Below are 23,114 nucleotides of genomic sequence, written 5' to 3'. Positions count from 1 at the left end.
AATTGCTCCTTTTTTTTGTGTGTTTTTTGTTGGCTAGTCGATATCCTTTGTGGAGTTGCTGATATATTCGAATTTATGCCGATATATTGTGAAAAATGGACGATAAAATTTCAGGAACCATTTTATACGAACATCTCTCGCCAAATCACCGTGTTTCTTTTTTATTTTTTATTCCACTTCTTCCATATATATAATACTCCGATACAGCCGGCAATTGCTATAATCCACTTTGCTTCATTTGTTCCGTTCATTACATGGTATGCAGAATACACTTCAATGAGTAATGCCGGTATTTTTCCTATTGTACTGGCAATACTGAAAGAGAATAGTGACATTTTCCCTAATGCTGCGAATAAAGTGATAATACTTGATGGAATAAATGGGACAAGTCGAAATGATAGAACGAGTAAGAAGGCTTCTTTTCCTTGTACATAAAGAAGTCGTTCTACTTTTGGATAGTTGTTTATTTTGTTTTGAGCAAATTTTTGAAAGCCAAGTCGATAGAAATAAAATGAAACAATTGCTCCTAGTGCTTCGCCTGCAATCGAAATGATTGTTCCATCTGTTAAACCGAAAAGTTGTATGTTGATTGCAGTTAAAAATATGCTTGGAATAAAACCAGCCAAGCTAATGATGATGTTAAATAGAATGCTGAGGGGAATTGCAATCGTATAGTGATCTGTGAGTAAATCGCGAATCATTTCTTGCATATCGTTATATTCCTTTGTCTTTTTTTAGCATTACACCATATTTAGTCGAGATAGGCAAGTGTAGGTTTTTAACTTTAAATGAACGCTTTTATATCGCTATGTTAGGGCAGTAACATGCTAACTTCAAAGCGCAGTAAAAGCTCAATCTGTGGAGGAAAACATGAGAATTGCCATTTAATGACTAAAACATAAAAATATACCCCTTTCAGGTATATGGTATATTAAAAAGGGGGTATATTTACCTTGTAAAAACATGATTAAATCAAGGTTTTAATTAATTGAATGGAATAAACCCCTAATAATTAAAGGTTTATTTGATGGATTGTGGCTCTTCTGTAGAAAAATTGGTTCTGTGAACAGGTGGAGAACAGTTTTATCCGGTAACAATACGAAAGAAAGAAGAAAAAGCGTGTAGAATTTTAGAATGCTACATGCTTTTTCTATCCAAAATTGACTTTTGATGAAGTTCCGATAATAATCATGGAAGAGGTGATACGATGAAGCGATTATGGAGTATTGTTTTTAGTAGTTTACTTGCGATGATTCTTGTCTTAAGTGGGTGTACGGCACAAGAGCAGAAACAAGCGAACAAAAAAGAAAATAATTCAACATCATTAGAAAAAATTCAGGATACCATTTTAGATGAAATGGAAGGGCCACCGAAAAATGGCCATACGATAGAACGGCATGTTGGGAAAACAGAAGATGAGTTGAAGAAGCGATTGCAGACAGATAAAGTATCAGCTGCAAGTACGTATTATGATAAAGCGACAGCAACAAAAGCTGTCAAAGATAGTTTAAAGCAACATGAGCAGGAAATTGAGAAGTGGTTAAAGAATTCCAAAGAAAATCGTCTTGTATTAAATACGAAGCACGCATTTCCTGTTGGGAAGACGGTATTAAAGAGGGACATGAGTGTAAAAGATAAACTTATGAATACAGTTACTGTTTTAGCAAGAGATAAATCAGGATCATTAGGATTTAAAATCATTACTTCCTATCCATCAGATAAGTAAGAAAGGGGGAGTAGTATGTATCCAACACTCCAATATTTCCTAAAAGCATATTGTACATTAAGTGTGCAAGAAGATGAGATAATAGGTGTATTGACTGAGTTTTTAGAGGAAGAGGAGCAAGAAACCGTTGCGAAATTACAACATGAGTTATTACATATACGGCAAGCAGAAGCATGGGAAGAAGGTAGTGTATTAGCAGCTAAACAAGGAAATCGTATATGGTCATTAGAAGAGACAAGGGAGCATATAGAGGGATTTATACGTTTACTGCAAAACAAAAAGGCGTGAGTTATCACGCCTTTTTGTATATGCTTTTTGAAATTTGGCCATCGGAGATGACTTGACCGTTTTGTGTTACTTTTTTATATGTGACAGCTGTAATTTTATTTTGAGTATCGCTAATTACTTTTGAAGAAACTTCTACGTTCTTACCAGTAGGTGTGCCGAAAATACGTGTAGTGATACTACTGCCATTAGAGACTGCTTGAATATAAATATATTTCCCTGTATTATTTTTAAATTTTAAATCTGGTCCATAATCTGCTACTGCAGCATCTTGACCGAGTGGTAAGTAATGAACAGGCATAGAATGATTACTACGAGCAACCACTCCTAAATCAGCACGTAATGCCGCTCCGTATAGTGTACTACTAACTTGACATACACCGCCACCAGCACTTTGGACAACTTTTCCATTTAAATATACAGCAGCAGATTTATAACCATGCTCAGCATCGGTAATGCCAACACGTCCATTGAAGCTAAACGTTTCATCAGGTGCGACAATTGCCCCGCTTAACGTATTAGCAGATTTGTTTACGTTAAAGGATTGACTCCCGTTTCGACCAGCCATAGGAGTAGAGTATTCAGCAATTACTTGTGTAATTCCCATGTTTTTAATATCTTCTGTAGATCGCGTTGGATTTATGGGGGTAATTGGGATTTGAATATCTTGCGTACTAGCAGTAATTGCTTTCGCTGTTAATTCTTTTAACTTTTCTTTATCAACTTTTTCACCATTTTGACTTTGACTAATATTTACCGTTGTCCCAGAAATACTTAATTCAGCATTTACAGGTTCTTTTAAGGTTTCATTATATTTATCTTTTATAAAAGCTTCATAAGTTGCTGTATTTAGCTTAGGTGTTAATTTATATTCTCGTTTAAGTTCACCGTGTTCAGCTTGTTTTCGCATGTTATAGCGATTCATAACATTTCCTTGCTGTTCTTTAAAAATTTTTTCAATAATGTCTTTTTCTTTATATTCAATGCCTAAATCATTCCATGTATAAGTTGTTTTGTTGTCTTGGAATGCATAGTTAAGAGATTTTTTATTTAATTCCTCTACTTGTTTTTGAATGATTTCTGTAATTTCTTTTTTGTTTTTCCCGTCGAGAGAAGTGCCTTCAAATGTAGTGTGTGGTAATACAGTTGTATCAAGTTGTTTGTTTAATTTAGAAACGTATTGATACCCCAAAATCCCACCTGTACATAGTAATACTCCACCTGCAATAGCAGAACCGATCAGTAAATTACGTAGTTTCATTTACTTCCCCCCAAAAAAATAATCTAAGACCATAGTGTTCGTTTTGTATGTATGCATGATAAAAATAGTATTATGTATGTATTAGTATACTATTATTTTAACAGTTGGTGTAATATTTTTATAAAAAATGTTACAGTCCTGTAATATTTGTCTCTTTTTGTCATTATTTGCGGAAGAAAATTACAGCATTTTGTTGGAAATTATAATAAAAAGGCTGCTAGAACTTTTCTAGCAGCCTTTTTATTATAATTTTTTATGTTCCGTTTTATTCGTAACACTGAGATGTTTTTGTAATGTTTTAGATATGCTTTGTACACTCTTTTCATCAGGGATGTAATAATAGATACCATCTATATATTTATCAGTACCTTCTACTTGGAGTTTTTCCATCTGTAAGCCTGATCCCATCGTGTTTTTCGTAATTGCCATCATGTCGTCAAACGTTAAGTTTGTTTTTAAATCATGATCAACAGCATCTAATAAGTTGCCAATTTTAGTAATGGAATTGCTGGAAAGTGCTTTTTGAGCAATTGCTTCTAAAACAAGTTGTTGACGTTGACCACGCATATAATCACTGTCAATGTGACGTGTTCTTGCTAAAGCAAGTGCTTCTTCACCATTTAAATGTTGAAGCCCTTTTTGAAGATGAATTGCATTTTGCTCATCTTTACTGTTTTGTTCTGTAAACTCAACAGGAACGTCTACATCAATCCCACCGAGGGAATCGACAATTTTTATAAATGATTTGAAATTAAATTTCACATAATAGTCAACAGGAACATTTAAAAAGTTTTCGACTGTATCAATTGTACTATCTACGCCCCCAAATACGTGAGCGTGTGTAATTTTGTCTTGTTTGCCGCGTGATTTAATATATACGCGAGAGTCGCGTGGTATACTAACAAGTTCTACTGACTTATCATTTTTATTGATTGTAGCGAGTAATAATGCATCTGTACGCGTCGCTTTACCATAAGATGTTTCGCGGATGTCACTTTCATCAACACCCATAATAAGGACAGAAATATTATCAGTCATTGGCTTAACAGCCTTTTCTCGTTTATCGGATTTATTTCCTCTCTCTAGTTCGGAATATGCATTACTTACAATTGCTTTTGCTTTACTGTATATGTGGAAAGAATAGCCCCCGCTACTTAGCGTTACAATAAGTAAGGGAATAAGAATAAACCATAGTAATCGTCTTTTTTTAAAGCGCCTCTTTGAGGTTGTATTACTGTTTTCTACATCTGAGGTCATTATTTCGTTCTCCTTTAAATCGTTCCAAGTGTATATTTTTTATAATGTGTAAATGAAACACATAACAGATATTGTACGCTAAAGAGACGGTGTTGTACATGTATAAAAAATAGATGTCTCGATTATTTATGAGACATCTATTCGTATTGTATACAAAAAGTATAAATAAAAAAAGAATTAAATTTTACCTGGTTTATAGCATAATGCTTACAATAATGGCAGATAAAATGCTAACGAGTGTTGCACCATATAACAATTTTAGACCGAAGCGAGCAACGACATTTCCTTGCGCTTCATTTAACCCTTTAACTGCACCAGAGATAATCCCGATAGAAGAGAAGTTTGCGAAGGATACAAGAAAAACTGAAATAATGCCTACTGTACGAGGAGAAAGACTGCTTGCGAGTTTGCTGAGATCCATCATGGCTACAAATTCATTCGTTACAAGCTTTGTAGCCATAATGCTTCCTGCTGTGACCATTTCTTTACTTGGTACGCCAATAAGAAAAGCGATAGGTGAGAAAGCATAACCAAGTAACTGCTGAAAGGTAATTCCGAAAATAAGATGGAATAAATCATTAATACAGCTCATTAAGGCAACAAATCCAATTAGCATGGCGCCAACAACGATAGCAACGCGAAATCCATCTAGAATGTATTCTCCAAGCATCTCAAAAAAGGTTTGTTTCTCGCCTTTAATTTCTAAAATATCTTCTTCTTCTTTAACTTCATATGGATTGATAATGAGTACAATAATAAAGCCGCTAAATAAATTTAAGACGAGAGCCGTTACGACGTATTTTGGCTCAATCATTGTCATATAAGCACCGACGATAGACATTGATACGGTCGACATGGCTGAGGCACATAGCGTATAAAGGCGGTGCTTTGGAATTTGTGCAAGCTGTTTTTTAACGGTAATGAATACTTCTGATTGACCTACAATCGCAGATGCGACAGCGTTATAAGATTCTAGCTTGCCAAGTCCGTTTATTTTACTAAGAAAAAAACCAATCCAACGAATACAGAATGGGAGTATTTTGAAATGCTGTAAAATACCGATTAAGACGGAAATGAAGACAATTGGTAAGAGTACATTAATGAAAAACGGCATTTCGCCCTTGTTTGTAATACCACCAAATACAAAGTTTATCCCAGTGGCAGCATAATCCAATAATTTCGTAAATAAATTGGAAATCACGGTTACGAGTATGAGACCGATTTCTGTATTTAATAGTAAAAATGTTAAAACTAACTGTATAATAAGCATAATGAAAATGGGTTTACATTTAATGTGCTTTTTATTATTACTTGCAATAAAGGCAAGAAAAAAAACGACGGCAAGACCGAGAAAAAAAGTAATAAATTTCATAATCAACCTCCTTATGAGATGTTCTGTTATATAGGTTTTTCATTTCGAGGAAGAATATGCATATGTGGTAAAGAGAGGAAGGAGATAGAACGTGAATATATTAGGAGTGCATCATATTGCAATCATTTGTTCTGATTATAAAACATCCAAGAAATTTTATACTGAAATATTAGGATTTAAAGTGTTGAATGAAGTTTATAGAGCTGAAAGGGATTCTTATAAATTAGATTTATGTGTAGGGGGACAGTACCAGATTGAGTTATTTTCCTTTCCAAATCCTCCAAAACGGAAAAGTTTCCCTGAGGCAGCTGGCCTTAGGCATTTAGCATTTGCAGTTACAAATATTCAAGAAGCAGCTAGGCATCTAGAGCGATATGGGATAGAAACGGAGCCAATACGTGTAGATGAAATAACAGGAAAAAAATTTACGTTTTTTCAAGATCCTGATGGTTTACCATTAGAGTTATACGAGAACTGAAAAATTGGGGAATTTTATATAGGTTTGCTTTTTGACAAATGAAGAGAATAAGAACACAGTGAAACTTCCAGTAGTCTTCTTTCAAAATCAATTTTTTTGCTTTTAAAAAGGAGGTGTAACTTTAGCTAAAAGAGCTAAAGGTGTTCTTTGGAAATTATCAAATTAATGATAGTGATTCTTCTTATTGCACTAACTGGTTTTTTTGTGGCGGTTGAATTTGCAATTATAAAGGTGCGCAGTAGTCGGATTGATCAGCTTGTAGGAGAAGGAAAGCGAGGGGCACTAGCCGCAAAGAAAATAATTTCAAATTTAGACGAATATTTGTCAGCATGTCAGCTTGGAATTACCATTACAGCTTTAGGATTAGGATGGTTAGGTGAACCAACAATAAAACATGTGTTAGAGCCGCTGTTTTTAAGAATAGCTCTTTCACCGGCAGTTGCTAGTACTGTATCTTTTCTTATTGCGTTTGCTGTTATCACCTTTTTGCATGTTGTAATTGGAGAATTAGCACCAAAAACATTAGCGATTCAAAAAGCAGAGCAAGTAAGTTTAGTACTAGCTCGGCCACTTATTTATTTTTACCGTATTATGTATCCGTTTATTTGGGCTCTAAATGGAGCGGCTCGCCTTGTAACCGGTATATTTGGATTACATCCGGCTTCTGAGCATGAAGTTGCACATTCAGAAGAGGAATTAAGACTTATTTTATCGGAGAGCTATGAACGTGGTGAAATTAATCAAGCCGAATTTAAATATGTAAATAATATTTTTGAATTTGATAATCGGTTAGCAAAAGAAATTATGGTTCCGCGCACTGAAATAGTCGGTTTATATGAAGATGAACCGTTTGAGACACATATTAAAGTAATTGGACAAGAAAAGTATACAAGGTATCCTGTATTTGCTGAAGATAAGGATGATATTATTGGAATGGTTAATGTAAAAGATTTATTCATTCATTATATGGATGAGGGGAGAAACGAAGAATGCTCCATTGCACCATATACGAGACCTGTTATTGAAGTGTTAGAAAATATTCCGATTCATGATTTGTTACTGCAAATGCAAAAGAAAAGCATTCCCCTTGCTGTTTTATATGATGAATATGGCGGCACAGCTGGGATTGTGACATTGGAAGATATTTTAGAGGAAATTGTTGGTGAAATTCGAGATGAATATGATGAAGATGAACACCCACCTGTTGAGCATATAAGCGAGATATATAAAATAATTGATGGAAAAGTGCTTATTAGTGAAGTAAATGATTTGCTCGGTTTACATTTACTTACTGACGATGTAGATACGATTGGTGGTTGGGTTATGATGCAGAAACAAACCGTTGCTGAAGGTGATGTTATTGAGAACGATGGCTGGGTATTTAAAATCCTTGAGAAAGATATGCATCAAATTAAACGGATAGAAATAAAGAAATGTGAAACAAAATATCCGGAAACTTCTTAATCTTTGTCATTCAATGGGAGGAGAAAGGCTCACTGATTAAACTTTCGATGAGGTGCTATTGTGAAGGCATGTATGAAAATATATAAATCCATTTTGATTTGCTAACAGATACATTATGGTTATGAAGAACAGACGAAGACCTTCACTCATTTTCTCCTTCTGTTTTCACAGGGAATGGGGCTAAAAAAGGCACTGACCGCTTCTATGCATGGCCGGGTGCTCTCATCCATCTGAAAAGAATGGTTTGATGTTAGTTTTTTAATTTGTATTTATATATCACGTATAAAAATCTTATTTTCATAGAAGATATTTTCAAGTTATCGATTAGAATGAAAAGTATAGGTGATGGAAAATGATAGAAGCGAAAGATATACGTATAGAAAAAGACTTTCTAGGAGAAAAGGAAGTACCAAGTGCAGCTTATTATGGTGTTCAAACATTGCGAGCTGTAGAAAATTTTCCGATTACAGGATATCGTATTCATACGTCATTAATTAAAGCAATGGCAATGGTCAAAAAAGCTGCAGTACTTGCAAATATGGAGACAGGTTATTTACAAGCAAATATTGGGGAGGAGATTGCAGAAGCGGCTCAGGAAATTATTGATGGGAAGTTTCATGAGCAGTTTATTGTAGATCCAATTCAGGGCGGAGCAGGTACTTCTATTAATATGAATACGAATGAGGTTATTGCAAACCGTGCACTTGAAAGACTGGGGTATGAAAAGGGTAACTATGCCATCATTAGTCCGAATACACATGTGAATATGGCGCAGTCAACAAATGATGCGTTCCCAACAGGAATTCATATTGCGGTGCTTATAATGCTAGAAGAACTTCTGATTACAATGGATGCACTCTATCGTGCATTTACCGATAAAGCAAAAGAATTTGATCATGTAATTAAAATGGGGCGTACGCATTTGCAAGATGCCGTTCCAATTCGCTTAGGGCAAGAATTTGAAGCATATAGCCGAGTGCTTGGGCGCGATATAAAACGTATTAAACAGTCTAGGCAACATTTATATGAAGTGAATATGGGGGCAACGGCTGTTGGAACAGGATTAAATGCCAACCCAACTTATATCGAGCAAGTTGTAAAACATTTACGCAATATTAGTGGGTTTCCACTCGTTGGTGCGGAGCATTTAGTAGATGCGACGCAAAATACAGATGCCTATACAGAAGTATCAGCGGCACTTAAAGTATGTATGATGAATATGTCTAAAATTGCAAATGACTTGCGCATTATGGCATCCGGACCACGCGTTGGATTAGCTGAAATTCAATTGCCAGCTCGTCAACCAGGATCGTCTATTATGCCAGGAAAAGTGAATCCAGTTATGGCAGAAGTGATTAATCAAGTAGCCTTTCAAGTGATTGGAAATGACCATACAATATGTTTAGCATCAGAAGCAGGACAATTAGAACTAAATGTAATGGAGCCAGTGTTAGTATTTAATTTAATTCAATCCATTAGTATTATGAATAACGCATTTCATGTATTTCGTGAGTATTGTATTAAAGGTATTACTGCAAATGAAGAGTTGTTAAAACAATATGTTGAGAAAAGCGTTGGTATTATTACGGCGGTGAACCCTCATATTGGGTATGAGACGGCATCTCGCATTGCTCGTGAAGCAATTGAAACAGGGAAATCTGTTCGGGAACTTTGTTTAGAACACGGTGTGTTAACAGAAGAAGAGCTCGATATTATTTTAGATCCTTATGAAATGACACATCCCGAAATTGCGGGTGCTTCTCTATTAAAGAATAAAAAATCCTGATACATGTGTATCGGGATTTTTTTCGGACAACGGGCAGGGTTATTTTATAATGATGTTGAGCAACTATTCGTAAAAAAGAATATCTTTAAAGATCAACAAAGGATTATTAAGTTCCTTTATAATTATACCAAACAAAAAATAGATTATGTAAGGGTGGCTGCTAACTTGAAAACAAAAGCTAAATATCAAACTTGGATACGAATTTACAAACTACTTATTTTTTTGGCTATTTCATTCAGTTTGCTCTTGGTAACATTATTACCTGTTAGTTTATATATGCGAGTCCTGTCAGGGGTTTTTGCGATGCCTTTTATTTATATAGCATTTATACTTTCTTATTCTGTTTATCAATTCGCAGCATTTGGGGGGGATTATCAGTCAAAAATACATGATTTAATTGTTGCCAAGGTGAATGGGGATGGAAAAGGAAAAATATTAGATATAGGAACAGGCAGCGGTTCACTGATTATTAAACTGGCAAAGACTTTTCCTAAGTCCTTTTTAACTGGAATAGATTATTGGGGCGGAAATTGGGAATATTCGAAAGCGCAATGCCAACAGAATGCTGGAATAGAAGGGGTCTCTGATAGGATTGATTTTCTGAAAGCAAGTGCTGCAGAACTCCCTTTTCATGATGATGAATTTGATATAATTGTAAGTTGTCTAACATTCCATGAAGTAAAAGATAACGAGAATAAAACTGAAGTAATTAAAGAGGCATTAAGGGTGTTAAAACCTGGTGGTGAATTTGTCTTCTTAGATTTGTTTATGGATGAAAAGGTATTTGGGGATGAAAAAGAGCTCTTTAATGACTTAAAGAAACATGGTGTATCTGAATTGAATGGCTACAAGCTTGCTAAAGAAATAAAATTGCCAAATCTTTTATTGAACAAAAAAGTATTAGGAAATGCAATAATTTTGAGCGGAAGGAAATAAGCGTATACTACGCGGACTTCTCTATTATAAGGGTAACTACTGTATGCAACTAACGAAGGCTTTAATTGAAGGTGACATTATTTAAAATAAAAGAGACCGACTTTTTCAAGTCGGTCTCTTTTATTTTAAATGTACTATGGTTCCACGGGAGATTTTTCTTTGTTTGCACCTCACAAGTGAACCAAGGGATCGTTTCCACTTTTTAAAAGATATTAAATATAGAGTTAAGTTGAAGTAAACTAATGACAACTAAGAAAATTAAACTATATTTCATTGCTGTTTTAAATAGAGCTGATTCTTTACCAACTAGTCCAACTGCTGCACAAGCAACTGCTACAGATTGTGGTGATACCATTTTTGCCATTGTGCCGCCAACTACATTTAATGAAACAAGTGTAGAAGGTACGATATCTAATTGTGCTGCAGTTACTGCTTGAAGCGGTGCGAATAAAGAACCACTTGATACGACAGAACCAGTTAAGAATACGCCGATCCAACCTAGGATTGGAGAAAGAATAGGGAACGCATCGCCAGTAGATGATAAAGCTAGTCCAAGAGTAGAAGACATCCCGGAGTAGTTTGTTACATAAGCTAATGCGATTACACTACAAATTGTATAAATTGGAGCTTTTAGCTCTTTTAATGTTTCAATAGTTAGTTCTTTAATCAGTTTTCCTTTTGCGCGATACACAAGTAAAGATACGATAATTGCTAGTACGATTGCAGTAGTTGTAGATGAGAATACATCTAGCTTAAATATTGCTGCAAATGGTGTATCCACATTTACAATTGGTGTTGTTTTTATAACGTGATTGTGTAAACCAGGAATCTGGATATTCCATACTAAGTTTGCTAATGCACCATTTGGAGCAAATAAATTTTTGATTGCTTGTAAATTGAAAATTGTTACGAATGCAGTTAAGAATGCAAATGGTGACCAAGCGTATAAGATTTGTTTCATTGTGTAGCTATGTTTTTCTACTTGTTCTTCAGTTTTAGTTGAAGATTTTGGTTGCCATACACGTAGGAATAATGCAAGTGCAACCATGCTGACAACTGCAGCGAAAATATCAGTTAATTCTGCACCAAGGTAGTATGTTACAACAAACTGAGTAATGGCGAAAGAACCACCACTTACAAGGATACCTTGCCAAGTTTCTTTAATTCCTTTAAAGCCATCTACCATTGCAACAAGTAGGAATGGTAATACAAAGCTAATGAAAGGTAATAATGTTACAGTTTGACGACCAACAGTTAATGCGTCTATTTGTGTTAGTTGAGCAGGTACTGTAACTGGAATACCCATTGCTCCCATCGCCCCGCCAGCAATATTTGCAACTAAACAAATACCTGCTGCTTTTAATGGATTGAAGCCCATACCTACAAGTAATGCTGCTGTAATTGCAACAGGGACACCAAAACCAGCTGCACCTTCTAAGAAAGCACCGAATGAATAAGCAATTAATAAAACTTGAAGACGACGATCGTTTGTAATACTGGAAATACTGTCACGAATAACATTAAATTGCTCAGTTTTTACTGTTAATTTGTATAGAAAAATCGCTGCAATAACAATTGTACAGATTGGATAAAAACCAGCTGCTACTCCAAAGGCAGCGGATGATACGGCCATTGTTGCAGGCATTTTGTAAACGAATATGGAAAGAATGATTGCTAAAATTACACTATAAAGTCCTGATAAATAGCCTTTCATCTTAAAGACTGTTAAACAAAGAACAAAGAACAGAATTGGAAGAGCAGCGACAATTGCTGACAACCAAATATTGTTTAATGGATCATAAATTTGTGTCCAAGTACTCATAATAATGACAACTCCTATTTATAATTTGTGAAGAAATTCACATTATTTGTGAAAGAATTCACAATCACCTTACATCGCTAAGTATATTCCCGTTCAACACTATTGTCAACGTAAAAAAGTATACTTATCTCATAATAGTTTTAACTGTAAAAAAACTGCTACATTTTGTTCATAAACTGGACAAAAAGAGGAATCGTATCTATTTGAATACACAAATTTGGGTTGCACCCAATATTGAGAAGGAGGTCAACAGGAGAACGAAAAAGATTATATTTATATATCATTTCAAAGTAATAATTTACCATATGATTACAGAAAGGATTTTAGGTGAAAAATATAACGAAAGGCTTGAGAAAACAGCTTTTAGAAGCAAGGTATTCTTATTTGTATGTTTTGCTTTTTCAATAAGTCGTGTAGTATAATATTCAAAATCAACAAGGGGCTTTTTTCTTGAAGTGTATGTTGATCAAAGGAGGAAATAAATTTTTATTTTAGGTTGATAAAGTTGTGTCGTAACAGGGAATTTAAAAACAGATATATAAAAATAAATAAAGAGAAAATAAAAATGAAAAAATGAGGGGAACTTTATGAACCAAAATCAATTTGATTGTCGTATTTCAGAAGAGGATGTACAAATGTTACGAGCATTAGCCCACCCGCTCCGTCTTCGTCTTGTAATGGAGCTCATGGAACGTGGCACTTGTAACGTAACGCAATTGCAAGAAGTTTTAGAAATTCCACAATCTACTGTTTCACAACATTTAACAAAGTTAAAGCAGAATAAAGTTGTTCGTTTTGAAAGACGTGGCTTAGAAGTATATTATCAAGTGCATAATGAGAAAGTAAGTGAAGTTTTAAAAGTATTATTTTTAAAAATTTGAATATTATAGGAAGCGACGTGTAGAAATGTACGTCGTTTTCTTATGGAATATATTTCAAAGAAATATGAAAAGATAGAAAGGAGTGTCATAAGTAGAAGGAGAGATGTCGAATGGACGTAAAGCGTGTAAAACAAATTTTGTCATCTTCAAGTAGAATTGATGTAACTTACCATGGTGTACCGGTTTGGATTGAAAGTTGTGATGAGGGACGTGGAATCGCAAATGTCCATGATGTGGAAACACCAAATGAAACGGTACAAGTAGATGTTACATCGTTGGAAGAGCAATAAAAAGAGAAAGTTAGCTTTTAGGAGCTAACTTTCTCTTTTTATTTATAAAAGTGACAAGTAGTATGCAATTATTCATACTTTATGCACATTGGTATATTTCGTGAGGATGAACTTGGAACAATAGCAGAAGGAAAGTTAGCTGATATTGTTGTATTGGACCGGAATCTATTTCGTGTACCTGTGACAGAAATTAAAGAGACTCCAGCTATTTTTACAATGGTAGATGGAAATATTGTCTATCAGGATAGAAAACAGGTTGTTCAAAATTATTAGTATTCACAATGGTGTATTTGTCGCTGCGACAAATTGAGTAGAGCAAGAAAAGAATATGCCTGTTTATGGAAGGAGTTTGATCAGTAATCCAATGGGAGAAATCATTTGTTCTTTAGAGGAAGAGGAGAGGATACGTATTTAACATTATTAGAAAAAGAAGCTTTTGGATCAGTCAAAATATAGTAATAAAAAAGGACCCTCGTATTTGAGGATCCTGTCTTATTGAACTGTTATTCCATCATATGTGCGATTTTTTTAGAGAACATAAGAAGAATTAATCCAAGTACAATTACGATAATACCGATACTTGCGAATACTTCTAAGTATCCTAAAGATTGCGTGAAAGCAGCTAATTGTCCTGCTAATAAGTTTGCACAGCCAGTACCTGCTAACCATACACCCATTAATAGGGAAGCTAATTTGACAGGAGCAATTGCACTTACCATGGACATACCGATTGGTGATAAGAATAACTCACCAATTGTATGGAATAAATATGTGAACACGATGAATAGTAGATTTGCTTTCGTAACGATATGTGTTTCATCGCTTCCAGTTTTTAGAACAGCTAATGTTAAAACAAGATAGCCAATTCCAAGTAAAATCATACCAAATGCCATTTTTGTTGGGACTTTTAAGTCGCCACGTTTCGTTTTAGATAGTTTAATCCATAACATAGATACGAATGGTGCGAGTAGTACGATAAATGCTGGGTTAACAGATTGGAACCAAGATGTTGGGACTTCCCATCCGAAAATTGTACGATCAACAAATGTGTTTGTATATAGTGTTAAAGAGCTACCAGCTTGTTCAAAACCTGCCCAGAAGAAAACTACGAAGCAAGTTAAAATAACGATTGCCCAAGTACGGTTTTTCTCTTGTTTTGTTAAAGGTTTCTTTTCAATTACTTTTGCATTTTTATCTTTTGACTTTTTACCGACAACTGTTGTTCCAGCATCCCCAAGATAGCGTGGAGCAACAAAGTTAAAGATGATTTGGCCGATAATCATACCGATACAAGCTGCTAAGAATCCATATTTATAACCCATAACCATAACGCCATTAACGCTTGTTTTAAAGAAGTCTTCTGCTAGGAAACCACAAACTAGTGGTGCGAAGAACGCTCCTATGTTGATACCCATGTAAAAGATTGTAAAAGCACTGTCACGACGTGAATCATTTTCACCGTACAGTTCACCTAACATTGTAGAAATATTTGGTTTAAAGAATCCATTACCGATAACTAGTAATCCTAATCCTAAAAAGAGTCCAGTTTTTGTATTCATCGAGAATAGTACAAAGTTACCAAGTGCCATAACGAGACCGCCAATAGTAATGGCATGACGTCTTGTAATAAAGTGGTCAGTTAACCAACCACCCGCAATTGGAGTGAAATATACTAATGCTGTAAAAATTCCGTATAATTGCACGGCAAAAGCTTTATCTAATCCTAGACCGCCACTTACAACAGTTGTTGTTAAATAAAGAACTAAAAGACCACGCATTCCATAATAACTAAATCTTTCCCACATTTCTGTTAAGAACAACAAATATAATCCAGGTGGATGTTTTTTTGGTGATTGCTGCTCTTCAGCTTTTTTTAATTTTAAAGCTGCATCCATTTTTGTTTCCCCCTAATCCTGTATAACGGATATTTATGTAATCATTTTAATTTACAAAATATTTAGAAGTCAATAGAATTATATGGAAATAGTAAGAAAACTTCTTGAATAATCTATTAAATCTTCGACCGTTATTATATTTTTTCCTTAAAATTAGATACTAAGCGTTTTCAAATGTAATATTTAAATTCCAAAAGAAAACAAAATAATGATTAATCAGAAAATTTAGACTATAAAAACTCTTCTGATATAGAGAAAATATATTCTTTTTACTTTTATAATATAACATATTGAGAATAAAAATACAAAACGAAAATTGTGACAGTTTATGTAAGGATAACGAAAGAAAACAGCTCTCAAAAGAGGAGCTGTTTTCGAAAAATATTATTTTACAAATCGTTTTTCAATATCATCTAGCATTAAGTTTGCAGCCATTACACCGCCAGCTGTATTCCAAATAACATCGTCAACTTTGTATACTTTACCGTTTTTAGAAGCATTTAAGTTTTTGAATAGAGGATCGTTGATATATTCTTTCTCTAATTCAGAACCTTTTTTCTCATTTCCTTGATCGTATGTGAAGTAGAAGATAACATCGCCGTCCATTGCAGGGATACGTTCTTTAGTTAGATTGCGTTCTGCAAAGTCATTTTTGTTTTGATCACCAGGGCGTTTGAAACCAAGCTCTTTTAAGATAACGCCAGAGAATGTATCTCCATGATAAATACGAACATCACCTGGCATAAAGCGTACCATAGAAATTTCTTGATTTACTTTATCTCCAAGTTGTCCTTTTAAGTCATTGATGCGTTTGTCGTAATCAGCTAATACCTTTTGACCTTCTTTTTCTTTATTCAATGCTTTTGTATAAAATTTGAAGTTATCTTTCCATTCACCGCGCAATGTCTCTGAGAAGACAGTAGGAGCGATTGCGTTTAATTGCTCGTACACTTTTTCTTGACGCATTTTGTTACCGATAATTAAATCGGGTTTTAACGCAGCAATTGCTTCGATATTGACTTGACTTTCATTACCGACAGATTTTACATTTTTCATTTTGTCTTTCATATGTGGATACCATCCATTACTAGTTGGTGGTTGTATAGCACCAACTGGTGTTACCCCAAGTGAAAGTAACGCTTCTGTTCCTTCATTTGTTAAAATGACAACGCGCTTTGGATTAGCAGGAACCTTCGTTTTCCCCATTGCATGTTCTACAGTAATCGTTTCTTTGTTATCTTCTTTTTTTGTTTCTTCTTTCTTTTCCGTATTACCACATGCACCTAAAAGGAGTGAAAATGATAGTACGAATGCAAATAATGCAAACGATTTTTGTTTGATGAAGTTCATTATGTATCCCCCTAATATTGAGAATAATTTTCATTAGCAAAACTGATATTACGGCTTTATAAATATATTGTCAATAGAAATAATTGACAGTAATTATCAATATCATTGACAACGTAAATTAAGTTGCAATACACTAACAACGTATCATTATACATTGAAGGAGAAACACTGCATGTTATTAAAAACAAATCAAGCAAAGTGGGTTGGATTATTTGTTGGAATCGTTGCAGTTATTATGTGTATTTGGGGAAGTATTATTTACGGATATACAAATACGAGTTGGAAATTAGCATTAGATGCTTTTTTCCATTTTGATGGTTCGAATGAACATATTATTATTCAAAATGTACGTCTTCCGAGGGCTTTAATTGCTGCTAGTGTTGGTGCTAGTTTAGCTATTGCTGGTTGTTTGATGCAAACTTTAACAAAGAACCCGCTTGCAGCTCCAGATTTTATCGGATTAAACTCAGGTGCTGCTTTTTTCATTGTTGTAGCGATTAGTATTTTTTCGGTAACATCTTTGTCAGCATTTACGTGGATTGCTTTTTTAGGTACAACAGTGGCTGCGGTACTCGTATTTGCATCTAGTTCTTTAGGAAAAGAAGGGACAACTCCTCTTAAGTTAACGTTAGCGGGAGTAGCAATTAGCGCCTTATTTTCATCTTTAACACAAGGATTACTTGTATTAAATGAGAAAGCATTAGAAGAAGTCTTATTTTGGCTCGCTGGTTCTGTACAAGGAAGAAAGTTAGAAATATTGCAATCTGTATTCCCTTACTTATTAATAGGGTGGATAGCCTCTCTTATGGTAGCAGGAAAAGTAAATACATTAATGATGGGAGAAGATGTTGCCAAAGGATTAGGACAACGAACGATTTGGATGAAATCCTTTATACTACTCATTATTGTTTTACTGTCTGGTGGTTCTGTTGCGGTCGCGGGCCCTATTGGATTTGTGGGTATTATTATTCCACATTTTGCAAGAGCGCTTGTTGGTGTCGATCATCGATGGAGAATACCTTATAGTGGCTTGCTAGGTGCGATCTTGTTACTCCTTGCAGATATTGGAGCGAGATATGTAATTATGCCACAAGAAGTACCGGTAGGGGTTATGACAGCATTTATTGGTGCACCATTCTTTATTTATATTGCACGTAAGAGAGGGCTTAGCAAATGAAGAAATATATTCCGTTTCGTATAGGAAAAGATGGCCTCTCGTTTTTAATGTATAAACGAGCTGGTCTCGTCTTATTAAGTTTATTATTTGTTTTAATTGGATTATTCTTTGCTAGTGCAGGGATGGGAGATATGAAAATAGCACCATATGATGTATGGCAAGCGATCACTGGGAATGGTGATGCGATGTCAAATATGGTTGTAAACAAGTTTCGTATGCCGCGCATTTTAATTGCAATTCTTGTAGGGATAGCACTTGCTGTTGCAGGATGTATTTTACAAGGACTTGTTCGAAATCCGCTTGCATCCCCTGATATTATTGGAATTACGGGCGGGGCAAGTGTAGCGGTTGTGCTATTTCTTGCTGTATTTAGTGATAAAAATAATGCATTAACAGTAAGCATTCACTATATGCCCCTTGCGGCCTTTATTGGGGCGACGGTTGTCGCATTTTTTGTATATATATTCGCATGGAGAAATGATGGATTATCGCCAATTAGTCTTGTTTTAATCGGCGTTGGGTTTTGGGCTTTAACTAAAGCTGCAACAACGTTATTTATGTTATTGGCACCAATCTATCAAGCGAGTCAAGCAAATGTGTGGATTACAGGTACTGTTTACGGATCTTCTTGGCAAAACGTAGGGGTGTTAGCACCTTGGGTTCTCGTTTTAACAGTGGTTGCATTTGTATCAGCGAGACATTTAAATGCACAAGAGCTTGGTGACGATGTTGCTACCGGACTTGGTATTCGCTTAACGAAATCACGTTTTTTCCTCTTGCTCCTTAGCACAGCTTTAATTGGAGGCGCGGTTGCTTTTGCTGGTGGGATTGGCTTTGTCGGTTTAATGGCACCCCATATTTCAAGAAGGTTAGTAGGCTCTTTATATGGTGCTTTACTGCCCGTAGCAGCTATTGTAGGTGCTATTTTAGTACTTGCTGCTGATTTAATTGGACGTACAGTCTTTTCTCCGCTTGAAGTTCCAGCAGGTGTATTTACATCAGCAATTGGTGCTCCGTATTTTATTTATTTGCTCTATAAAAGTCGAAATTCATAAAAGTACATAGATGGTTAAATGTCTATTTAAAAATGGAGTAAAGGGAGAGGAATATGCAAAAAGCATTGGAGACTAAATCGTTAACATTGTCTTATGGTGAAACAATTATTATTGATGAATTAAATTTAGAGATCCCAAAAGGGAAAATTACGATTTTTATCGGTTCTAACGGCTGCGGAAAATCAACTTTATTACGTTCGCTTGCTCGGTTATTAAAACCAACATCGGGTAATATTTTATTAGATGATAAAGCGATTCAAAATATGCAAACGAAGCAAATTGCTCGTCAAATGGCAATTTTACCACAAGGACCTCAAGCGCCAGAAGGACTGACTGTACTGCAACTTGTGAAACAAGGACGTTATCCATATCAAACGTGGCTTAAGCAATGGTCAGAAAAAGATGAAGAGATGGTGCAAAAAGCACTTGCGGCAACAGGGATGACGGAATTTGCTGAGCGTGATGTTCATGCCCTTTCAGGTGGACAACGCCAGCGTGCTTGGATTGCAATGACGCTTGCACAAGATACCGATATTATTCTATTAGATGAGCCAACGACATATTTAGATATGACTCATCAAATTGAAGTGTTGGATTTATTATTTGAGTTAAATGAAACAGAGCAGAGAACGATCGTTATGGTACTACATGATTTAAACTTAGCATGCCGCTATGCAGATAACATTGTAGCCATTCAAGATAAACAAATTTATGCACAAGGCAAGCCAGAAGAAATTGTTGATTGTAAGCTCGTTCGTGATGTATTTCGTATGGATTGTCAAATTACAACAGATCCGTTATTTGGGACGCCGCTATGCATTCCGCAGGGAAGAGGAAGATGTTTACTTCCGCAAGCAGTGAAATGAAAACAGCGCTAGATGTAGATACATCTAGCGCTGTTTTATTTTTTTACAAGAAAATAAAAGAAAGAGGGGAATACGCAAACGGCGTGTATATTCTTCTTCACTTTGAAAATGCTCTCGCTCCGGTGTTGCTTCTCGGAGATCCGTAATCGTAAATCCAGCTCGTTGTAAGAGAATGAAATATTGTTCGGTGGTACGGTGATATTTAATGACCTCTTGCTCAATCCATGGTTCAATTCGTTTTCCAGTTTTGAAATAATTGTCAATATGCCAACTCGTTCTCTTACCATTCGATTGTAAGCTCTTAAATGAAGAGGTAATAACGGGATGTTGAACGCTAAAGGTGAAGGTGCCGCCACTTTTTAACGTTTGATAAACATTTTGAAAAATAATATTGAGATGTTCAATATAGTGAAGAGCAAGTCTGGATGTAACGAGATCAAAAGCAGCAGAAGGATATGCATAGTCTTTGAGGTTCATGAAATGGACCGTGCCATTTACGTTTTCTAGTTGTTTTATAGCTTCTGTATACATAAGATGAGAGTCTTCAATACCAGTGTAAGATAAAGCATCTTTTCGCAATAATTCTACACCGAACTGGGCATCACCACACCCTAGATCAAGAATTGTCTTTCCTTTTGTATCACCGATAAGTTGTAGTAGAGCAGGTTTTTCGATTGTATCATTTGGATTATCTTGTCGATATCTACGCTTCATGTACTGTTCAAAAAAAGAGTCATCGTTATATACTTCAGATTCTGTAAATACCATTTTTTAACCCCCGTTACATATTTTGTTTATTCTATCAAACTTTAAAAGTTAGTGATAGATTTCTTTTGTTTTATCCTATATAATTTAAAGTTGTAAGCGTTTTCTTTAAACTATTTTTCTATAATAAATTTTGAAAACGTGTTAAGCTAGTAGAGGGATTATTAGCATTATTAAGACAATAATGCGCTTACATGAACGATGGGAGGCTTCACGATGTCTAGTAAAACACTTGCAAACTTTTTAGAAGAAAATTTAGAGGATTTAAAAGCAAAGGGGCTTTATAACGTAATTGATCCGCTAGAAAGTCCGAATGGACCGATTATTACAATTGGCGGAAAAGAATATATTAACTTGTCTTCAAATAATTATCTTGGTTTAGCGACGGATAATCGTCTGCAAGAAGCTGCAATTGGCGCGATTCATAAGTATGGCGTTGGTGCAGGTGCGGTCCGTACAATTAACGGTACGCTTGATTTGCATATCAAATTAGAAGAAACAATTGCAAAGTTTAAGCATACAGAAGCAGCGATTGCATATCAATCAGGATTTAACTGTAATATGGCAGCGATTTCAGCTGTTATGGATAAAAATGATGCAATTCTTTCAGATGAATTAAACCATGCGTCTATTATTGATGGTAGCCGTTTATCAAAAGCAAAAATTATTGTTTATAAACATTCCGATATGGAAGATTTACGTAAAAAGGCAACTGAGGCTAAGGAATCAGGTCTTTATAATAAATTAATGGTTATTACAGATGGCGTATTCTCAATGGATGGTGATGTTGCAAAACTACCAGAAATTGTCGAGATTGCAGAAGAGCTAGATTTAATGACATATGTAGATGATGCACATGGTTCAGGTGTACTTGGAAAAGGTGCAGGTACTGTAAAACATTTCGGGCTTTCTGATAAAGTAGATTTCCAAATTGGTACATTATCAAAAGCAATTGGGGTAGTCGGTGGATATGTAGCAGGAAAGCAAAACTTAATTGATTGGCTAAAAGTTCGTTCACGTCCATTCCTATTTTCAACAGCTTTAACACCAGCAGATGCAGCAGCTTGCATGAGATCGATTGAAATTTTAATGGAAAGTACGGAGTTACATGATCGTTTATGGGAGAATGGTCGTTATTTAAAACAAGGTTTAAAAGAGCTTGGCTTTAATATTGGAGATAGTGAAACACCAATTACACCTTGTATTATTGGCGATGAAGTATTAACACAAGAGTTTAGTAAACGCTTAAATGAGGAAGGCGTATATGCGAAATCAATTGTGTTCCCAACTGTATCAAAAGGAACAGGTCGTGTTCGTAATATGCCGACAGCAGCACATACGAAAGAAATGCTAGATGAGGCAATTCGTACGTATGAAAAAGTAGGTAAAGAAATGGGGATCATTTAGCACATTACACCTTTTGAAAGCTTGCAAATGAGGAGTGGGGAAAATGAAAAAAATTCTAGTAACCGGTTCTTTAGGTCAAATTGGTTCTGAACTTGTGATGAAACTTCGCGATGCATACGGTGCATCAAACGTTATTGCAACAGATATCCGCGAGACAGATAGTGACGTAGTAAAATCTGGTCCGTTTGAAACGTTAGATGTAACAGACGGTCAAAAACTACATGATATTGCGAAACGTAACGAAGTGGATACAATTATTCATTTAGCAGCTTTACTTTCAGCGACTGCAGAAAAAAACCCGTTATTTGCTTGGAATTTAAATATGGGCGGACTTGTAAATGCATTAGAAGCAGCACGTGAATTAAACTGTAAATTTTTCACGCCGAGTTCAATCGGGGCATTTGGTCCAACAACACCAAAAGACAATACACCACAAGATACCATTCAGCGTCCAACTACCATGTATGGGGTAAACAAAGTAGCAGGAGAATTATTATGTGATTATTATTATCAAAAGTTTGGTGTTGATACGCGCGGGGTACGTTTCCCAGGTTTAATTTCTTACGTAGCTCCTCCAGGAGGCGGTACTACTGATTATGCGGTTGAAATTTATTATGAAGCAATTAAAAAAGGATCGTACACTTCTTATATTGCATCTGGCACATACATGGATATGATGTATATGCCAGATGCATTGCAAGCGATTGTTTCTTTAATGGAAGCAGATCCAAGTAAGTTAATACATCGTAATGCTTTTAATATTACGGCAATGAGTTTTGAGCCAGAACAAATTGCGGCATCAATTCGTAAGCATATCCCTACGTTCACAATGGATTACGCAGTAGACCAATCTCGTCAAACGATTGCTAACAGTTGGCCAAACTCAATTGATGCAACAGCAGCAAAAGAAGAGTGGGGCTTTAAAGTGGAGTATGATTTAGATAAAATGACAGCTGATATGCTAGCAAAATTAAAAAAAAAATTAACAGCTGAGTTAGTATGTGGTTAATGAAGAGAGCCGATTCAATTCCTTGAATCGGC

Annotated in this window: 22 protein-coding genes; 14 read left to right on the top strand and 8 right to left on the bottom strand. The window is 35.3% G+C overall.

All coding sequences use genetic code 11. From position 1 onward, the window contains the following. Positions 1-161: 161 nt before the first annotated feature. Positions 162-710 carry a TVP38/TMEM64 family protein gene (locus ACX5JI_RS18530; protein ID WP_459502515.1) on the bottom strand — a complete coding sequence of 183 codons (549 nt, stop codon included), beginning with the start codon at positions 708-710 and terminating at the stop codon, positions 162-164. A 497-nt stretch (positions 711-1,207) separates the two neighbouring features. On the opposite strand from ACX5JI_RS18530, the gene ACX5JI_RS18525 reads away from it, so the two are divergent. After that, positions 1,208-1,726 carry an RNase A-like domain-containing lipoprotein gene (locus tag ACX5JI_RS18525; RefSeq protein ID WP_459502514.1) on the top strand — a complete coding sequence of 173 codons (519 nt, stop codon included), beginning with the start codon at positions 1,208-1,210 and terminating at the stop codon, positions 1,724-1,726. 15 nt (positions 1,727-1,741) lie between these two features. Then, positions 1,742-2,014 (top strand): hypothetical protein, encoded by a 273-nt coding sequence (locus ACX5JI_RS18520; RefSeq protein ID WP_459502513.1) that lies wholly within the window; start codon positions 1,742-1,744, stop codon positions 2,012-2,014. A 4-nt stretch (positions 2,015-2,018) separates the two neighbouring features. On the opposite strand, the gene ACX5JI_RS18515 is transcribed toward ACX5JI_RS18520, so the two are convergent. From ACX5JI_RS18515 to ACX5JI_RS18505, 3 genes are all read right to left on the bottom strand, one after another. Beyond that, positions 2,019-3,272: a VanW family protein gene (locus ACX5JI_RS18515; RefSeq protein WP_459502512.1), complete on the bottom strand. Its 1,254-nt coding sequence runs from the start codon at positions 3,270-3,272 to the stop codon at positions 2,019-2,021. Positions 3,273-3,515: 243 nt separating this feature from the next. Next, positions 3,516-4,529, bottom strand: coding sequence for an LCP family glycopolymer transferase (locus tag ACX5JI_RS18510; protein ID WP_459502511.1), 1,014 nt, complete (start codon positions 4,527-4,529; stop codon positions 3,516-3,518). 193 nt (positions 4,530-4,722) lie between these two features. After that, positions 4,723-5,901 (bottom strand): NupC/NupG family nucleoside CNT transporter, encoded by a 1,179-nt coding sequence (locus ACX5JI_RS18505; protein ID WP_459502510.1) that lies wholly within the window; start codon positions 5,899-5,901, stop codon positions 4,723-4,725. Between the two features lie 91 nt (positions 5,902-5,992). On the opposite strand from ACX5JI_RS18505, the gene gloA2 reads away from it, so the two are divergent. The 4 genes from gloA2 (at position 5,993) to ACX5JI_RS18485 (ending at position 10,565) form a co-directional block, all read left to right on the top strand. Beyond that, entirely contained in the window at positions 5,993-6,379 is a 387-nt protein-coding gene (gene gloA2 / locus ACX5JI_RS18500) for an SMU1112c/YaeR family gloxylase I-like metalloprotein (protein WP_459502509.1), read from the top strand. A gap of 147 nt (positions 6,380-6,526) precedes the next feature. After that, entirely contained in the window at positions 6,527-7,843 is a 1,317-nt protein-coding gene (locus ACX5JI_RS18495; protein WP_459502508.1) for a hemolysin family protein, read from the top strand. Between the two features lie 352 nt (positions 7,844-8,195). Then, a complete protein-coding gene (gene aspA / locus ACX5JI_RS18490) occupies positions 8,196-9,629 on the top strand; it encodes an aspartate ammonia-lyase (RefSeq protein ID WP_459502507.1) in 1,434 nt (477 codons plus the stop codon). A gap of 165 nt (positions 9,630-9,794) precedes the next feature. Then, positions 9,795-10,565: a class I SAM-dependent methyltransferase gene (locus tag ACX5JI_RS18485; RefSeq protein WP_459502505.1), complete on the top strand. Its 771-nt coding sequence runs from the start codon at positions 9,795-9,797 to the stop codon at positions 10,563-10,565. A gap of 202 nt (positions 10,566-10,767) precedes the next feature. On the opposite strand, the gene ACX5JI_RS18480 is transcribed toward ACX5JI_RS18485, so the two are convergent. Next, the gene (locus ACX5JI_RS18480; protein WP_459502504.1) at positions 10,768-12,387 is read right to left on the bottom strand and encodes a lactate permease LctP family transporter; all 1,620 of its coding nucleotides are present in this window, start codon (positions 12,385-12,387) and stop codon (positions 10,768-10,770) included. A gap of 587 nt (positions 12,388-12,974) precedes the next feature. Here ACX5JI_RS18480 and ACX5JI_RS18475 point away from each other — a divergent pair. From ACX5JI_RS18475 to ACX5JI_RS18465, 3 genes are all read left to right on the top strand, one after another. Then, positions 12,975-13,268 (top strand): ArsR/SmtB family transcription factor, encoded by a 294-nt coding sequence (locus ACX5JI_RS18475; RefSeq protein ID WP_459502503.1) that lies wholly within the window; start codon positions 12,975-12,977, stop codon positions 13,266-13,268. A 110-nt stretch (positions 13,269-13,378) separates the two neighbouring features. Next, a complete protein-coding gene (locus ACX5JI_RS18470) occupies positions 13,379-13,558 on the top strand; it encodes an acid-soluble spore protein H (protein WP_459502502.1) in 180 nt (59 codons plus the stop codon). An 81-nt stretch (positions 13,559-13,639) separates the two neighbouring features. Next, a complete protein-coding gene (locus ACX5JI_RS18465; RefSeq protein ID WP_459502501.1) occupies positions 13,640-13,831 on the top strand; it encodes an amidohydrolase family protein in 192 nt (63 codons plus the stop codon). Between the two features lie 230 nt (positions 13,832-14,061). Here ACX5JI_RS18465 and ACX5JI_RS18460 read toward each other — a convergent pair whose 3' ends face one another. Both ACX5JI_RS18460 and ACX5JI_RS18455 read right to left on the bottom strand, forming a co-directional pair. Beyond that, positions 14,062-15,453, bottom strand: coding sequence for a peptide MFS transporter (locus ACX5JI_RS18460; protein ID WP_459502500.1), 1,392 nt, complete (start codon positions 15,451-15,453; stop codon positions 14,062-14,064). A gap of 384 nt (positions 15,454-15,837) precedes the next feature. Further along, positions 15,838-16,803, bottom strand: a complete 966-nt coding sequence (locus tag ACX5JI_RS18455; RefSeq protein ID WP_459502499.1) for an ABC transporter substrate-binding protein — start codon at positions 16,801-16,803, stop codon at positions 15,838-15,840. Positions 16,804-16,975: 172 nt separating this feature from the next. On the opposite strand from ACX5JI_RS18455, the gene ACX5JI_RS18450 reads away from it, so the two are divergent. Genes ACX5JI_RS18450 through fpuD form a run of 3 tightly spaced genes read left to right on the top strand, consistent with a single transcriptional unit; the run spans position 16,976 to position 19,901 of the window. Continuing rightward, positions 16,976-17,980 (top strand): FecCD family ABC transporter permease, encoded by a 1,005-nt coding sequence (locus ACX5JI_RS18450; RefSeq protein ID WP_459502498.1) that lies wholly within the window; start codon positions 16,976-16,978, stop codon positions 17,978-17,980. Further along, positions 17,977-19,035, top strand: coding sequence for a FecCD family ABC transporter permease (locus ACX5JI_RS18445; protein WP_459502497.1), 1,059 nt, complete (start codon positions 17,977-17,979; stop codon positions 19,033-19,035). The genes ACX5JI_RS18450 and ACX5JI_RS18445 overlap by 4 nt, the downstream gene beginning before the upstream one ends. A gap of 53 nt (positions 19,036-19,088) precedes the next feature. Beyond that, the gene (gene fpuD, locus ACX5JI_RS18440; protein ID WP_459502496.1) at positions 19,089-19,901 is read left to right on the top strand and encodes a petrobactin ABC transporter ATP-binding protein FpuD; all 813 of its coding nucleotides are present in this window, start codon (positions 19,089-19,091) and stop codon (positions 19,899-19,901) included. A 24-nt stretch (positions 19,902-19,925) separates the two neighbouring features. On the opposite strand, the gene ACX5JI_RS18435 is transcribed toward fpuD, so the two are convergent. Next, the gene (locus tag ACX5JI_RS18435; RefSeq protein ID WP_459502495.1) at positions 19,926-20,669 is read right to left on the bottom strand and encodes a class I SAM-dependent methyltransferase; all 744 of its coding nucleotides are present in this window, start codon (positions 20,667-20,669) and stop codon (positions 19,926-19,928) included. A 213-nt stretch (positions 20,670-20,882) separates the two neighbouring features. Between ACX5JI_RS18435 and ACX5JI_RS18430 the strand changes: the two genes are divergently transcribed. Continuing rightward, positions 20,883-22,073 (top strand): glycine C-acetyltransferase, encoded by a 1,191-nt coding sequence (locus ACX5JI_RS18430; protein ID WP_459502494.1) that lies wholly within the window; start codon positions 20,883-20,885, stop codon positions 22,071-22,073. 34 nt (positions 22,074-22,107) lie between these two features. Continuing rightward, positions 22,108-23,082 (top strand): L-threonine 3-dehydrogenase, encoded by a 975-nt coding sequence (locus tag ACX5JI_RS18425; RefSeq protein ID WP_459502493.1) that lies wholly within the window; start codon positions 22,108-22,110, stop codon positions 23,080-23,082. Positions 23,083-23,114: the final 32 nt, after the last annotated feature.

This window comes from Bacillus sp. C1, assembly GCF_054570475.1.
The sequence above is the reverse complement of the archived record's forward strand: the minus strand, read 5'-3'. Positions and strand labels throughout refer to the sequence as shown.

What these genes read in the sequence shown, in the direction of transcription:
- aspA (WP_459502507.1), top strand. Translation starts at nt 8,196, where the DNA reads ATGATAGAAGCGAAAGATATACGTATAGAAAAAGACTTTCTAGGAGAA.
- ACX5JI_RS18510 (WP_459502511.1), bottom strand. Translation starts at nt 4,529, where the DNA reads ATGACCTCAGATGTAGAAAACAGTAATACAACCTCAAAGAGGCGCTTT.
- ACX5JI_RS18470 (WP_459502502.1), top strand. Translation starts at nt 13,379, where the DNA reads ATGGACGTAAAGCGTGTAAAACAAATTTTGTCATCTTCAAGTAGAATT.
- ACX5JI_RS18505 (WP_459502510.1), bottom strand. Translation starts at nt 5,901, where the DNA reads ATGAAATTTATTACTTTTTTTCTCGGTCTTGCCGTCGTTTTTTTTCTT.
- ACX5JI_RS18445 (WP_459502497.1), top strand. Translation starts at nt 17,977, where the DNA reads ATGAAGAAATATATTCCGTTTCGTATAGGAAAAGATGGCCTCTCGTTT.
- ACX5JI_RS18430 (WP_459502494.1), top strand. Translation starts at nt 20,883, where the DNA reads ATGTCTAGTAAAACACTTGCAAACTTTTTAGAAGAAAATTTAGAGGAT.
- ACX5JI_RS18475 (WP_459502503.1), top strand. Translation starts at nt 12,975, where the DNA reads ATGAACCAAAATCAATTTGATTGTCGTATTTCAGAAGAGGATGTACAA.
- ACX5JI_RS18435 (WP_459502495.1), bottom strand. Translation starts at nt 20,669, where the DNA reads ATGGTATTTACAGAATCTGAAGTATATAACGATGACTCTTTTTTTGAA.
- ACX5JI_RS18455 (WP_459502499.1), bottom strand. Translation starts at nt 16,803, where the DNA reads ATGAACTTCATCAAACAAAAATCGTTTGCATTATTTGCATTCGTACTA.
- ACX5JI_RS18515 (WP_459502512.1), bottom strand. Translation starts at nt 3,272, where the DNA reads ATGAAACTACGTAATTTACTGATCGGTTCTGCTATTGCAGGTGGAGTA.
- ACX5JI_RS18530 (WP_459502515.1), bottom strand. Translation starts at nt 710, where the DNA reads ATGCAAGAAATGATTCGCGATTTACTCACAGATCACTATACGATTGCA.
- ACX5JI_RS18480 (WP_459502504.1), bottom strand. Translation starts at nt 12,387, where the DNA reads ATGAGTACTTGGACACAAATTTATGATCCATTAAACAATATTTGGTTG.
- ACX5JI_RS18520 (WP_459502513.1), top strand. Translation starts at nt 1,742, where the DNA reads ATGTATCCAACACTCCAATATTTCCTAAAAGCATATTGTACATTAAGT.
- ACX5JI_RS18465 (WP_459502501.1), top strand. Translation starts at nt 13,640, where the DNA reads ATGCACATTGGTATATTTCGTGAGGATGAACTTGGAACAATAGCAGAA.
- fpuD (WP_459502496.1), top strand. Translation starts at nt 19,089, where the DNA reads ATGCAAAAAGCATTGGAGACTAAATCGTTAACATTGTCTTATGGTGAA.
- ACX5JI_RS18450 (WP_459502498.1), top strand. Translation starts at nt 16,976, where the DNA reads ATGTTATTAAAAACAAATCAAGCAAAGTGGGTTGGATTATTTGTTGGA.
- ACX5JI_RS18460 (WP_459502500.1), bottom strand. Translation starts at nt 15,453, where the DNA reads ATGGATGCAGCTTTAAAATTAAAAAAAGCTGAAGAGCAGCAATCACCA.
- ACX5JI_RS18525 (WP_459502514.1), top strand. Translation starts at nt 1,208, where the DNA reads ATGAAGCGATTATGGAGTATTGTTTTTAGTAGTTTACTTGCGATGATT.